General features: G+C 72.0%; 13 protein-coding genes. 4 read left to right on the top strand and 9 right to left on the bottom strand.

Going from position 1 to position 12755, the window contains the following annotated elements:
- Positions 1-34 precede the first annotated feature (34 nt).
- The 6 genes from rlmB to ABT345_RS28160 form a co-directional block, all read right to left on the bottom strand.
- A complete protein-coding gene (rlmB, locus tag ABT345_RS28185) occupies positions 35-991 on the bottom strand; it encodes a 23S rRNA (guanosine(2251)-2'-O)-methyltransferase RlmB (protein WP_345079146.1) in 957 nt (318 codons plus the stop codon).
- 186 nt (positions 992-1177) lie between these two features.
- On the bottom strand, positions 1178-2569 hold the full coding sequence (cysS, locus tag ABT345_RS28180) for a cysteine--tRNA ligase (RefSeq protein ID WP_345079143.1): 1392 nt from the start codon (positions 2567-2569) through the stop codon (positions 1178-1180).
- Between the two features lie 175 nt (positions 2570-2744).
- Positions 2745-3149 (bottom strand): PPOX class F420-dependent oxidoreductase, encoded by a 405-nt coding sequence (locus ABT345_RS28175; protein ID WP_345079140.1) that lies wholly within the window; start codon positions 3147-3149, stop codon positions 2745-2747.
- Between the two features lie 222 nt (positions 3150-3371).
- Entirely contained in the window at positions 3372-3905 is a 534-nt protein-coding gene (gene ispF, locus ABT345_RS28170) for a 2-C-methyl-D-erythritol 2,4-cyclodiphosphate synthase (RefSeq protein ID WP_386459646.1), read from the bottom strand.
- The gene (gene ispD / locus ABT345_RS28165; RefSeq protein ID WP_345079137.1) at positions 3898-4641 is read right to left on the bottom strand and encodes a 2-C-methyl-D-erythritol 4-phosphate cytidylyltransferase; all 744 of its coding nucleotides are present in this window, start codon (positions 4639-4641) and stop codon (positions 3898-3900) included. The genes ispF and ispD overlap by 8 nt, the downstream gene beginning before the upstream one ends.
- A 368-nt stretch (positions 4642-5009) precedes the next feature.
- The gene (locus ABT345_RS28160; protein WP_003953493.1) at positions 5010-5492 is read right to left on the bottom strand and encodes a CarD family transcriptional regulator; all 483 of its coding nucleotides are present in this window, start codon (positions 5490-5492) and stop codon (positions 5010-5012) included.
- Positions 5493-6193: 701 nt separating this feature from the next.
- On the opposite strand from ABT345_RS28160, the gene ABT345_RS28155 reads away from it, so the two are divergent.
- Positions 6194-6868 carry a copper chaperone PCu(A)C domain-containing protein gene (locus ABT345_RS28155; RefSeq protein ID WP_345079134.1) on the top strand — a complete coding sequence of 225 codons (675 nt, stop codon included), beginning with the start codon at positions 6194-6196 and terminating at the stop codon, positions 6866-6868.
- Positions 6869-6967: 99 nt separating this feature from the next.
- On the opposite strand, the gene phoP is transcribed toward ABT345_RS28155, so the two are convergent.
- Positions 6968-7648: a two-component system response regulator PhoP gene (gene phoP, locus ABT345_RS28150; RefSeq protein ID WP_052856056.1), complete on the bottom strand. Its 681-nt coding sequence runs from the start codon at positions 7646-7648 to the stop codon at positions 6968-6970.
- On the bottom strand, positions 7645-8970 hold the full coding sequence (gene phoR / locus ABT345_RS28145; RefSeq protein WP_345079126.1) for a two-component system sensor histidine kinase PhoR: 1326 nt from the start codon (positions 8968-8970) through the stop codon (positions 7645-7647). The genes phoP and phoR overlap by 4 nt, the downstream gene beginning before the upstream one ends.
- 621 nt (positions 8971-9591) lie before the next feature.
- Between phoR and phoU the strand changes: the two genes are divergently transcribed.
- The 3 genes from phoU (at position 9592) to ABT345_RS28130 (ending at position 11645) form a co-directional block, all read left to right on the top strand.
- Positions 9592-10269, top strand: coding sequence for a phosphate signaling complex protein PhoU (gene phoU, locus ABT345_RS28140; protein ID WP_030288826.1), 678 nt, complete (start codon positions 9592-9594; stop codon positions 10267-10269).
- A gap of 178 nt (positions 10270-10447) precedes the next feature.
- On the top strand, positions 10448-10606 hold the full coding sequence (locus ABT345_RS28135) for a hypothetical protein (RefSeq protein ID WP_157848096.1): 159 nt from the start codon (positions 10448-10450) through the stop codon (positions 10604-10606).
- A 205-nt stretch (positions 10607-10811) separates the two neighbouring features.
- The gene (locus ABT345_RS28130) at positions 10812-11645 is read left to right on the top strand and encodes a DUF4231 domain-containing protein (protein ID WP_345079118.1); all 834 of its coding nucleotides are present in this window, start codon (positions 10812-10814) and stop codon (positions 11643-11645) included.
- 307 nt (positions 11646-11952) lie between these two features.
- Here the strand turns inward: ABT345_RS28130 and ABT345_RS28125 are convergent, their stop codons facing one another.
- On the bottom strand, positions 11953-12714 hold the full coding sequence (locus ABT345_RS28125) for a phosphoglyceromutase (RefSeq protein WP_345079115.1): 762 nt from the start codon (positions 12712-12714) through the stop codon (positions 11953-11955).
- Between the last annotated feature and the right edge of the window lie 41 nt (positions 12715-12755).

Here is a 12755-nt window from a genome sequence, read left to right as displayed (position 1 = left end):
GGCGCCTCGCGGCCCGGCGCCCGGCGGTACGCGCTCAGCCGCGGCGGCGGGCCGCCTCCCACAGGACGACACCGGCGGCGACACCGGCGTTCAGCGACTCGGCGCCGCCCGGCATCGGGATCCGCACCCGCACGTCGCAGGTCTCGCCGACCAGCCGCGACAGGCCCTTGCCCTCGCTGCCGACGACGATCACGACCGGGCCGTCCAGCGCCTCGACGTCCTGCAGCTCCATCTCGCCGTCGGCGGCCAGCCCGACGACCATGAGACCGGCCTTCTGGTACTGCTCCAGCGTCCGGGTCAGGTTGGTGGCGCGGGCGACCGGCGTACGGGCCGCGGTGCCCGCCGAGGTCTTCCACGCACCGGCGGTCATGCCGGCCGCGCGGCGCTCCGGCACGACCACGCCGTGGCCGCCGAACGCGCAGACGGAGCGGACGACCGCGCCGAGGTTGCGCGGGTCGGTGACGCCGTCCAGCGCCACGATCAGCGGCTCCTCGCCGTCGTCGAACGCGGCGGCCGCCAGGTCCTCGGGGTGCGCGTAGTCGTACGGCGGCACCTGGAGGACGAGGCCCTGGTGGTTGAGGCCGTTGGTCATCCGGTCCAGCTCCGGGCGGGGCGCCTCCATCAGGTTGATGTCGCCGCGCTGCGTGGCGAGCTGGAGCGCCTCGCGGACCCGCTCGTCGGAGTCGATGAACTGCTGGACGTAGAGGGTGGTCGCGGGCACGCCGTCGCGCAGCGCCTCGAAGACCGGGTTACGGCCGACGACCAGCTCGGCCGTGCCCTTCGCGCCGCCGCGCCGCGGGGCGGGACGGCGCGCCGCCACCTGCTTCGCCTTGGCGTTGGCGATGCGGTTCTTGACATGTCCCTTGCGGGCGGAGGCGGGCGGGGTCGGGCCCTTGCCTTCGAGGCCCTTGCGCCGCTGGCCGCCGCTGCCCATCTGCGCGCCCTTCTTGTTGGACGTGCGGCGGTTCCTGCGCTGGCTGTTGCCGGCCATGGGTCACCCGTTTCTTCACTGCGCTCGACGTCTCGCGACGTGGAGTGGATACGTACGTATGGATTGAGTGTCGCCCGCGGCCGCCGGGGAGGGCGAATCCGGACGGCGGCCGGGGGCCACGGCGGCGGTGCCGCCGTGGTGTGCGACGAGGTCAGGGCAGCGCGGCGGTGCGGTGCCCGGGGGCGGTCACGACAGCGACCAGCGCGGACCCGACGGGGTGTCCTCGATGGCCAGGCCGGACTGCTGGAGCTGGTCGCGGATGGCGTCGGCGGTGGCGTAGTCCTTCCGCCCCCGGGCGGCCTGCCGCTGGTCGAGCACGAGGCGGACCAGCGAGTCGACCACGCCGTGCAGATCCTCGCCGCGCTCCGCGCCACCGGACCAGCCCTCGTCGAGCGGGTCGAGGCCGAGCACGCCGAGCATCGCCCGCAGCTCCGCGAGGCGGGCGACCGCCGCCTCCTTGTCGTCGGCGGTCAGCGCGGAATTGCCCTGCCGGACGGTGGTGTGCACGATCGCCAGCGCCTGCGGGACGCCCAGGTCGTCGTCCATCGCCTCGGCGAAGGCCGGCGGCACCTCGGCGGCGGGCTCGACGGTCCCGGCCTTCTCCACGACGCGCTGGACGAAGCCCTCGATCCGCGCGAACGCGGCCTCGGCCTCGTGCAGCGCCTCCTCGCTGTACTCGATCATCGAGCGGTAGTGCGGGGTGCCGAGGTAGTAGCGCAGCACGATCGGACGCCAGCGCTTGACCATCTCGCTGACCAGCACGGAGTTGCCCAGCGACTTGGACATCTTCTCGCCGCTCATGGTCACCCAGGCGTTGTGGGCCCAGTACATGGCGAAGTCGTCGCCGAACGCCTTCGCCTGCGCGATCTCGTTCTCGTGGTGCGGGAAGACGAGGTCGACGCCGCCGCCGTGGATGTCGAAGGCGCTGCCCAGGTACTTGTGCGCCATCGCGGAGCACTCCAGGTGCCAGCCGGGGCGGCCGCGGCCCCAGGGCGTCTCCCAGCTGGGCTCGCCCTCCTTGGCCGCCTTCCACATCGCGAAGTCCCGCGCGTCCCGCTTGCCGGTCTCGCCCTCGCCCGACGGCTGCCGCAGGCTGTCCAGCTCCTGGTTGGACAGCTCCAGGTAGCCGGGGAAGGAGCGGACGTCGAAGTAGACGTTGCCATCGGCCGCGTAGGCGTGGCCGCGCTCGATGAGGCCGCGCATCATCTCGATCATCTCGGGGATGTGGCCGGTGGCCCGCGGCTCGTAGGTCGGGCGGAGGCAGCCGAGCGCGTCGTACGCCTCGTTGAAGGCGACCTCGTTGGCGTATCCGATCGACCACCACGGGCGACCCTGCTCGGCGGCCTTCTTGATGATCTTGTCGTCGATGTCGGTCACGTTGCGGACGAACGTCACGTCGTAGCCGCGGTAGCTGAACCAGCGGCGCATGATGTCGAAGTTCAGACCGGACCTGATGTGCCCGATGTGCGGCGCAGCCTGCACCGTCGCGCCACACAGGTAGATCGAGACACAGCCCGGAACGAGCGGGGTGAAGTCACGGATCTGCCGGGCGCTGGTGTCGTACAGGCGAATCGTCACGGAACCAGGGTAGTCGGAACGAGGGAGTGCCCCGTGCCCCCTGGGGGCCGCGGTCACCGAAGCGTGACACTCGCCCGTTTCGCTCCGGATCGCCGTACGGAACCGGAGCACGCACCGCGGCGGCCCGCGCCCCCGGCACCGCGCCCGGCTCACCGCTGCCGTGCCGGCCGCACGGTCAGAGGCTGTCGACCACCCGCCGCGGCGCGATCCGTATGATCACCCGCTCACCGCCCTCGGCCTCCGCCTCGGGCGCGAACTCCGCGAAGTCCTTTCCGGTGTACCTCCGCGACAGCTCGTCGATCAGATCCCGGTCGTCGGCGGCGAGGGTGGCGGTGCCGCGGATCTCGGCGTAGACGTACGGCGCGCCCGGCGGCTGGACGAGGACGGTGGCGCGGGAATCGCGCGCCAGATTCCTGGCTTTGCGGCGGCCGCGAGTCGTGGAGATCAAGAGCTCCTCCCCCTCCCGCAGCACCCAGACCGGCGAGAGCTGCGGGCTGCCGTCCGGCTGCACCGTGGCCAGCGTCACGACGACGGGGGTGTCGAGGAGATCCTTCAGAGCATCGGAAAGGGTGGCGGTCACGCGAGGTCCTTCCTGGGACTCGGTCCGGCGGCGAACACTCCCTACCTTGCCCCCAACTCCCCGCCGCATCACGGCATTCCCGCAGTCGTCAGGGAGATACCGGGGCTGCCCGTAGGGGCCACCCGCCGCATCGGCGGACCGCCTCCGGTACCTCCCCTACGGGCTCCCGCCGCGGAACGGGGCCGGCCGCCGCCCGGCGCCCGGCCCCGTTCCGTCCGCGGCTCACGCCGTGCGGACCACCAACGCCGTCGCCACCGCCGCAAGGCCCTCCGCACGGCCGGTCAGACCGAGGCCGTCCGATGTCGTCCCGGACACCGAGACCGGCGCCCCGACGGCGGCGGACAGCGCCCGCTGCGCCTCCTCCCGCCGCTTGCCGACCTTCGGCCGTACGCCGATGACCTGCACGGCGACGTTGCCGATGGCGAACCCTTCGGCCCGTACGATGCGCGCCGCCTCGGCGAGCAGGGTCACACCGGAGGCGCCGGACCACTCGGGGCGGTCGGTGCCGAAGTGCGCGCCGAGGTCGCCGATCCCGGCGGCGGAGAACAGCGCGTCGCAGGCGGCGTGCGCGGCCACATCGCCGTCACTGTGCCCGGCGAGGCCGTACTCGGCGCCCTCCCACAGCAGCCCGGCGCACCACAGCTCCCGTCCCCGCTCGAAGGCGTGGACGTCGGTGCCGATCCCGACGAGCGGCATCCCGGGCAGCCCGACGACGCCCCCTGCCTCCGGCCCCGACTGCTCGGCCGGCTCAGACATACCCATCAGTGGCCCTCCTACGGGCGAGTACGGCCTCGGCCAGGACGAGGTCCAGCGGCCGGGTCACCTTGAACGCTTCCTCATGGCCGGGGACGACGACGACCGGCGCCCCGAGCCGTTCCACCAGCCCCGCGTCGTCGGTGGCGCCCTCGCCCTCGACGACCGTGTCGTGCGCCTTGAGCAGGGTCTCCCGGTCGAAGCCCTGCGGCGTCTGCACGGCGCGCAGCAGCGCCCGCTCGGGGGTGCCGGTCACCGGTTCCGCCTCGCCCCGGGGGCGCGGTTCGACCTGCTTGACGGTGTCGGCGAGCGGCAGCGCCGGGACGACCGCCGGGGCGCCGGCGCGGACGGCGGCGATCACCGCGTCGACGGTGTCGACGGGCACCAGCGGCCGCGCCGCATCGTGCACGAGGACCACGTCGATGCCGTCGGGCAGCGCGTCGAGCCCGCGGCGCACCGACTCCTGACGGGTCTCGCCGCCGGGCACCACCAGCAGCTCGGCGCGGCTGAAGGAGTGCTCGTCGAGGAGGGCGCGCACCTCGGGCGCGCCGTCCGGCGGGGCGACCACGACGACGAGGGAGACGGCGCGGGACGCGGCCATCGCGCGCACCGCGTGGACCAGCATCGGGGTGCCGCCGAGGGTCCGCAGCGCCTTGGGGGCGCCGGGGCCGAGGCGGACGCCGCGGCCGGCCGCGGGGATCACCGCCGCGGTGCGGATCTGGCGGGAGGAATCTGGCATCGAGGGCTCCGGAGTCCGGGAGGTCCCGGAATTGGGGCAGACAGGTTTGTTGTCGCGGCCGACGTGGGTATGGCCACACCGTGCCGGGCGCCACGCCTCAACCGCCCCTTCCGTGACAGTGGTCGAGGCAGTTGTTCCGAGCCCGGCACACCACTTCGCCGCCCGGCGGGCGCCAGCCGTCCCGGGATCGGCCGCGCGGAGCGCAGATATGCCGCAGCGCCCGGCAACAGATCCTCCCGAAGGGATCGTCATCGGGCACCGCGGCATCACTGCGTGCTCATTGCTGCGGCGCGTCGTGCGCGCCGCTCACCACGCCGGTCCGTCCGTGTATGGGTCGCACGGAGCGCTACGGCGCGGTCTGCGCGTCGTCAGGACGCGAGGACCTCGTCGAGCAGGGCCTCGGCCTTGTCTTCGTTGGTGTTCTCCGCGAGGGCGAGCTCGCTCACCAGGATCTGGCGTGCCTTGGCGAGCATGCGCTTCTCACCGGCGGACAGTCCGCGCTCACGCTCCCGGCGCCAGAGATCGCGCACCACTTCGGCGACCTTGATCACGTCACCGGAGGCGAGCTTCTCAAGATTCGCCTTGTAACGACGGGACCAGTTCGTCGGCTCTTCGGCGTACGGTGCACGCAGCACCTCGAAGACCCGGTCCAGCCCGTCCTGGCCGACCACATCGCGCACACCGACGAACTCCGCATTGTCCGCCGGCACGCGAACCGTAAGATCGCCCTGGGCGACCTTCAGCACCAAGTAGGTCTTGTCCACGCCTTTGATCTGGCGAGTTTCGATGGCCTCGATCAGCGCGGCCCCGTGATGGGGATAGACCACGGTGTCGCCAACCTTGAACGTCATGTGACAGGTACCCCTTCCGTGGCTATCCATGCTAACACGGGAACGGACCGTTCTGAATGGCGTTTTCGCAGGTCAGGGCATATCTCAGGGCTTGACAACAACGGCCGCGCCGTGCTGCACAGGGGGGCGGAATGCAGGTATCCGCAGGTGAGAGGTGTTTCTCCGGTGAAGGGAAACGCGTTCGCGGCGAGCCCGGAAGTCCCCGTCCAACGGGGTGAAAGGTCCGCTTTGTACGGATCCGTATGAGCGACTTCCGCTACTCCGTTCGGACTCCTGCGTTCTCTCGGACGGGTTTCTGGAATTGATCACCTTCGGGTGCGCGGACCCGGTGATCAATTCCGCGGGCGGACGGTTTTCCAGGCGAATACTTCTTTCACCGGGGAACGGCACGGAATCCGGCCGCCCGGCCGCTGTAACGCACTCTCCGCGCATATTCCCGTCACAAACCACACGCCGTCGCACCCCGCGGAAGACACATCTGGAGGGGACGGTTCCGGCGCGTCGGGACGGTGGGTGATCGCGCTGGGGGCGGGTCGGGTGCGGCGGCGCGAAGGCGGCTCGGTAACCTAGCGGCGCTGACACACCCTTAGGGCGGCTTTACGCACCCGTCGATCATGACGCGTACGCTGCGCCGCCCAGCCGTCCATCCGCGACCGGACGCCGTTCGGCCGCCGAAGCTCGTCCAAGGAGATGCCGCCGCCGTGAGCCGCAGCCTTCGACGCGGCGTCCTCGCCGCCACCGTCCTCACGCTCTCCGTCGCCTCGCTCTCCGCGTGCAGCGCGGGGAACGACGCCCAGACGCTGGGGATCAAGCCGGACAACGCCGAGACCTCCGTCGGTGACATCAAGGTCCAGAACGCCAACGTGGTCACCCAGCCCGACCTGAAGGCCAAGGGCCCGGCCGTGGTCACCGCGACGGTGTTCAACAACGGCGCCAAGGACCAGAAGCTCGACTCCATCACCCTGCCCGGCACCGGCCAGAGCGCCGAGCTGAGCCCGGCGAAGGGCGCCAAGGGCCCGCTCACCGTGCCCGCCGGCGGCTACCTGGTGCTCGGCGGCAAGGGCAACGCCTCGGCGGTCCTGGCCAACGGCCGGGAGGCCGCGCAGGACGGCAACGCGCAGCCGGTCACCTTCTCCTTCAGCCGCACCGGCAAGGTCCAGCTCCCGGCGCTGGTCGTGCCGGCCAACGGCTACTTCAAGGACTTCGGCCCCGAGGTCGTCCCGCAGCCCGGCACGACGCCGTCCGGCACCGGCCAGCCCTCCGAGAGCGGCAAGCCCTCGGAGTCGGGCAAGCCGTCGGAGTCCGGCAAGCCCACCGAGTCGGGCAAGCCCGGTGAGCCCGCCGGCCAGGGCGAAGAGGCGCACGCCGGCCACTGAGCCGCCGCCACCCGCAGCAACGCCACTGGGGCGCTCCTCCGATCCGGAGGGGCGCCCCAGTGGCGTGCGGTGGCCGCCCCGGAGGGCGGCCGGGCACGGTTACGGCTCGAACTTGTAGCCCAGGCCGCGGACGGTGACGAGGTAGCGCGGGGCGCCCGGGTCCGGTTCGATCTTGGCCCGGAGCCGCTTGACGTGGACGTCCAGCGTCTTGGTGTCGCCCACGTAGTCGGCGCCCCAGACGCGGTCGATGAGCTGCATACGCGTCAGCACCCGGCCGGCGTTGCGCAGCAGCATCTCCAGGAGGTCGAACTCCTTGAGGGGCAGGTCGACCTTGCCGCCGCCGACGGTCACGACGTGCCGGTCGACGTCCATGCGGACCGGACCGGCCTCCAGCGCCTGCGGCGCGACCTCCTCCGGCTCGCCGCGGCGGCGCAGCACCGCGCGGATCCGGGCGACCAGCTCGCGCGAGGAGAACGGCTTGGTGACGTAGTCGTCGGCTCCTATTTCCAGGCCGACGACCTTGTCGATCTCGCTGTCCTTGGCGGTCACCATGATGACCGGGACGTTGGAGCGGCCCCGCAGCTGGCGGCAGACCTCGGTGCCGGGCAGGCCCGGCAGCATCAGGTCGAGCAGGACCAGATCGGCGCCGTTGCGCTCGAACTCGTCCAGGCCGTCGGGGCCCGTCGCCGCGATGGCGACCTCGAAGCCCTCCTTGCGGAGCATGTACGACAGTGCGTCGCTGAACGATTCCTCGTCCTCGACGACGAGCACTCGGGTCACGGAAGGACCTCCGGGGCGGGGTGAGCGGGAAGTGGATCGTTGAAGGTCTCGTACGGGCGGTCCTCGTCGTCGAGGCCCTCCGCAGCGGTGCGGTCGTCGGAGCGTTCGCGGTCGCGTACGGCGCCGGCTTCCGGGAGACGCAGGGTGAAGGTGGAGCCCTGTCCCTCAGCGCTCCACACGGTGACCTCTCCGCCGTGGGAGGCGGCCACGTGTTTGACGATGGCGAGGCCGAGGCCGGTCCCGCCGGTGGCGCGCGAGCGCGCCGGGTCCACGCGGTAGAACCGCTCGAATATGCGGTCCCGGTCCTTCTCCGAGATGCCGATGCCCTGGTCGGTCACGGCGATCTCGATCAGGTCGCCCCCGGGCGCGGACACCCGGCGGGCGGCGATGCCGACGCGGGTGTGCGCCGGGGAGTAGTTGACGGCGTTCTCGACGAGATTGCCGAGGGCGGCGGCGAGCTGACCGCGGTTGCCCCAGACGTGCAGGTCGGGGACGGGCAGCGGGCGGCGGGCGCTCTCGCTCTCCGCGGTGGAGCCGGAGGGCACGCCCATGTTGGAGGCCATGGTGATCTGCTTCGTGCCGGCCGGCTGGCGGCAGCGGTCCATCGCCTCGGCGACCAGCTCCTTGACCGGCACCGGCTCGGCGTCCTCCAGCGGGTCGTCGTTCTGGACCCGGGAGAGGTCGATCAGCTCCTGGACGAGGTTGGTCAGGCGGGTGGCCTCGTTCTGCATCCGGCCGGCGAAGCGGGTGACGGCCTCGGGGTCGTCGCTGGCGTCCATCACCGCTTCGGACAGCAGGGAGAGCGCGCCGACCGGGGTCTTCAGCTCATGGCTGACGTTGGCGACGAAGTCCCGGCGGACCGCCTCGATGCGGCGGGCCTCGGTGAGGTCCTCGACGAGGAGGAGCACCAGCCGGGAGCCGAGCGGGGCGACGCGGGCGGAGACCGCGAGGGTGTCGCCGCGGCCGGTGCCGCGGCGGGGCAGATCCAGCTCGACCTGGCGTATCTCGCCGTCGCGGCGGGTGTCGCGGGTCATCTGCATCATCGGCTCGACCGCGAGCTTCCCGCCGCGGACCAGCCCGAGGGCGTACGCGGCGGAGCTGGCCTTGACGACGGCGTCGGACTCGTCGAGCACGACGGCGGAGGAGCGGAGGACGGAGAGTACGGTGTCGACCCCGGGCGGCAGGACGGCGTCGGTGTGCAGGGAGGTGCGGGTGGGTTTGACCTGGTCCCGCTCGCTCCAGCGGAACGCCAGCATGGCGAAGACGCCGGTCCCCAGACCGGCGACGGCTGCCACTGCGGCGAAGGCCGCGTCCACGTTCATGACTCCAGGTTATGCGGCAGGTCCGACACTTCCCCAGCCGTCCGGGTGTCTGCTCGAACACCCGTCGCCCAGAGTTCACCGTGGCGTCAGAAGTGGTTCATTCCGGCGGCCGCGAATCGGCTGTTCGGGGTGATTCCCGGCCGTTCCGGCGCCCTCGGCCGCGCCGGGCGGCTCCGCGTGCTCCCCCCGGAAGGGGCACGTCACGGGCGTGCGGGGGCGCCTCGGGGGCCGTTCCGTGCGCCGCTCCGGCCGTGGCCGCGTCGCCCAGAGTTCACCTTGAGGCCGTCCCCGCTTCACCCCCGGTGGCACCGCTCTTCGTGATGCCCGCGCACTGTGAGCCGTGCGGATGCGGGCGTCAAGCGGGCCCGCGGCGGCGCACGGCGCGGTGCCGGAACGGTCCGCCGGAGCCGGTGCTTCCGGCGTCCGTGCCGGATCCGGCACCCGGACACTCTCCGGGCCCGTCCGAGGCCCCCTTCCCCGGGCCCCGGGCGGCCGGCGGGCTCTTCGCGGAGTCCGCTCCGTCCGCACACCGTCCGTGGGAGCGTGGGAGCGGAACGTGTGTGCGCATCGTCCGCGCCTCCGTTCGCCCACGTCACCAGTCGATGCGAGAGAAGGTCACAGATGCGGGACGCGTACCACGAGGAGCTGGATTCGATCGGCGAAGGCCTGGTCGAGATGGCCCGCCTCGTCGGCTCCGCGATCGGGCGCGCCACCACGGCGATCCTGGACGCGGACCTCAAGCTGGCCGAGAGCGTGATCGCCGCCGACGAGAAGGTCGACGATCTGCAGCGCGATCTGGAGGCCCGGGCGATAACCCTGCTCGCCCGGCAGCAGCCAGTCGCCACCGACCTGCGGATCGTCGTCACCTCGCTGCGGATGAGCGCCGACCTGGAGCGCTCCGGTGACCTCGCCCAGCACGTCGCGAAGCTGGCCCGGCTGCGCTTCCCGGAGACGGCCGTACCGCGTGATCTGCACGCCACCATCCTGGAGATGGGCCAGCTGGCGCAGCGCCTGATGGCGAAGGCGGGCGAGGTCATCATCACCAAGGACGTCGATCTGGCGCTCCAGCTGGAGCAGGACGACGACGCGATGGACCGGCTGCACCGCGCGCTCTTCCAGCACCTGATGGACGACCGCTGGAAGCACGGCATCGAGACGGCCGTGGACGTGACGCTGCTGGGCCGCTACTACGAGCGGTTCGCCGACCACGCGGTCTCGGTGGCCAAGCGGGTGGTCTACCTGGTGACCGGTGAGCACGCCGACGAGATCGCCCCGCCGACGGGCGTCGAGGGCGCCTGATCCGGCCACTCGCGGCGGGCGCGGACGGGCCCGGCGGCGGGCCGGCCGGGGCGGCGGCGCCGGCCTGCCGGGGCCGGGTGCCGGTCGCGTGCGCCGGGGCCGTGTGCCTCCACGCGCCGTTGACGCGCCGCGGTGCGCGGGCTTGGAATGGCGGCAGGTGATCCAGAGGAGGCAAGTCATGGCACGCACGGAGAACCACGAGACGACGGCCCGCACCGAACAGGTCCCCGGCGAACGGCCCCGTCTGCCGCTGCTCGGCGCATGCGGCTGCGGCGCCGGGTGCAGCTGCGGCTGCCAGGGCGGCGCGCCCTGCCAGTGCGGCGGATCCTGCGGCTGACGTTCGGGCGGCCGCCCCAGAGGCACGACGGCCCCGCGCACCTTCGGGTGCGCGGGGCTTTGCGCTGGGTGCCTGCGTGACGGCGGTGGCGTACGAGTCGCGGGCCCGCAGGTCAGGGGGCGGCGGGTCCCCCGTACGGCCGTAAGCTGACGGAGCGGCGGGCCGGGGGGCCCGCGGGATTCGCATCAGGGGGAACGCACACGCCATGCCGCAGCCGACCGACGCGCACACCACGGATGCCCTGATCGAGCACCGCAGGGAGATCGCCGACCTCCAGCAGCGGATCAAGAACCGGCGCCTTCAGGTACTCGGCCTGTGGCTCACGCCCGTGCTGCTGGTGCTGACGCCGGCGGTGTGGGCGGCGCTGAATCTGCTGATCTGGCTGCGCTCGGACATGCCGGGGGCGCTCAACGGCACCCTGCTCGGCCTGCTCGTCGTGCTGGCGATCGCCACCCTCGTGCAGTTCATGGTCGAGTTCGACGGGAGCTCGCCGTGGCGGGACGCCCGCACCCCGCTGAAGAAGCTGAAGCTCGAACTCGAACTCACCGAGGAGCGCCGCATCCTGGAGGCGCGGCGGCTCACCCCGCCCACGGTGGAGCGGCAGGCGTCGTACAAGGAGCGCATCCCCGGGGAGGTCGCTCGGCTGCGCCGGGAGTCGCGGCACTACCGGCGGGTGCATCTGGTGATGCAGTGGCTGCTGTTCCTCAGCTCGGCCGCGATCTCGGCGGTCACGGCCTGGTTCGACCCACCGCAACCGGCGAAAGGCGCGCTGATCGCCCTCGCGTTCGTCGTCACCGTCGTCACGGGCGCCGCCGGGTACTTCAAGCCGCGGGAGCGGGCCTTCAACCTCCAGCAGACTGCCGACAGCATGGAGCAGCACACCACCGCGCTGGAGCTGGGGATCGCGCCGTACGCCCTCCCGGACGACCGGGAGAACCTGGAGGCGTTCGCCACCACGGTGGAGGGGCTGCGCGCGGACCAACGGATGCGCGAACAGCAACTGGACCAGCCGCAGCAGGGGCAGCAGGAAGTGATCTGAGCCGCACCCCGGGAGCGGCGAAGGACGCGGCGGTCCGCCCGCCGCCTGTGGTTGGGTGGATGTCGATCTTGTAGGTGACTGCCGCGGGGGAGGAAGCATGGCCGAGGAGCAAGGGCCCCAGGTCAAGAAGAAGAAGCACGAGTTCACGTGGTCGGACTGAGTGGAGGGCGCGGTGCTGCTGGTGACAGCGGTGCTGTTCGTGCAGTGGCTGATCGAGAAATAGCCCGCCGGCCCACGGACGGCCCCGGAACGGCGACAAGCCCCCTGCCCACGGAGAATCCGCGGGCAGGGGGCTTGTCGTCAGGGATTACTTCTTCTTGCCCTGGTTCTTCACCGCTTCGATGGCGGCCTTGGCGGCCTCCGGGTCGAGGTAGGTGCCGCCCGGGGTGACGGGCTTGAAGTCGGCGTCCAGCTCGTAGGAGAGGGGGATGCCGGTGGGGATGTTGAGGCCCGCGATGTCGGCGTCGGAGATGCCGTCGAGGTGCTTGACCAGGGCGCGGAGGCTGTTGCCGTGGGCCGCGACCAGGACCGTCTTGCCGGCCAGCAGGTCGGGGACGATGCCGTCGAACCAGTACGGGAGCATGCGGACGACGACGTCCTTGAGGCACTCGGTCCGCGGGCGCAGCTCCGGCGGGAGGGCGGCGTAGCGCGCGTCGTCGAACTGGGAGAACTCGGCGTCGCGGGCGAGGGCCGGCGGCGGGGTGTCGTACGAGCGGCGCCACTTCATGAACTGCTCCTCGCCGAACTCGGCGAGGGTCTGCGCCTTGTCCTTGCCCTGGAGGGCGCCGTAGTGGCGCTCGTTCAGGCGCCAGCTGCGGTGGACGGGGATCCAGTGGCGGTCGGCGGCCTCCAGGGCCAGCTGCGCGGTGCGGATGGCGCGCTTCTGGAGGGAGGTGTGCACGACGTCGGGGAGCAGACCGGCGTCCTTCAGCAGCTCTCCGCCGCGGACCGCCTCCTTCTCGCCCTTCTCGTTGAGGTTGACGTCCACCCAGCCGGTGAACAGGTTCTTCGCGTTCCACTCGCTCTCGCCGTGGCGGAGGAGGATCAGCTTGTACGGTGCGTCGGCCATGCCTTCGAGCCTAATCGACGCCCGGCGGGTGAACGCCGCGA

Source organism: Streptomyces sp. NPDC000404, assembly GCF_040300365.1.
In the GTDB taxonomy this organism is placed as follows: Bacteria; Actinomycetota; Actinomycetes; order Streptomycetales; family Streptomycetaceae; genus Streptomyces; species Streptomyces ramulosus.
This window is presented reverse-complemented; position numbering and strand designations above follow the sequence as displayed.

Excerpts from the sequence above, each read along its gene's own strand:
- rlmB (WP_345079146.1), bottom strand. The coding sequence starts at position 991 with ATGGCCGGCAACAGCCAGCGCAGGAACCGCCGCACGTCCAACAAGAAG.
- ispF (WP_386459646.1), bottom strand. The coding sequence starts at position 3,905 with ATGTCTGAGCCGGCCGAGCAGTCGGGGCCGGAGGCAGGGGGCGTCGTC.
- ispD (WP_345079137.1), bottom strand. The coding sequence starts at position 4,641 with ATGCCAGATTCCTCCCGCCAGATCCGCACCGCGGCGGTGATCCCCGCG.
- ABT345_RS28160 (WP_003953493.1), bottom strand. The coding sequence starts at position 5,492 with ATGACGTTCAAGGTTGGCGACACCGTGGTCTATCCCCATCACGGGGCC.
- phoR (WP_345079126.1), bottom strand. The coding sequence starts at position 8,970 with ATGAACGTGGACGCGGCCTTCGCCGCAGTGGCAGCCGTCGCCGGTCTG.
- phoU (WP_030288826.1), top strand. The coding sequence starts at position 9,592 with ATGCGGGACGCGTACCACGAGGAGCTGGATTCGATCGGCGAAGGCCTG.
- ABT345_RS28135 (WP_157848096.1), top strand. The coding sequence starts at position 10,448 with ATGGCACGCACGGAGAACCACGAGACGACGGCCCGCACCGAACAGGTC.
- ABT345_RS28130 (WP_345079118.1), top strand. The coding sequence starts at position 10,812 with ATGCCGCAGCCGACCGACGCGCACACCACGGATGCCCTGATCGAGCAC.
- ABT345_RS28125 (WP_345079115.1), bottom strand. The coding sequence starts at position 12,714 with ATGGCCGACGCACCGTACAAGCTGATCCTCCTCCGCCACGGCGAGAGC.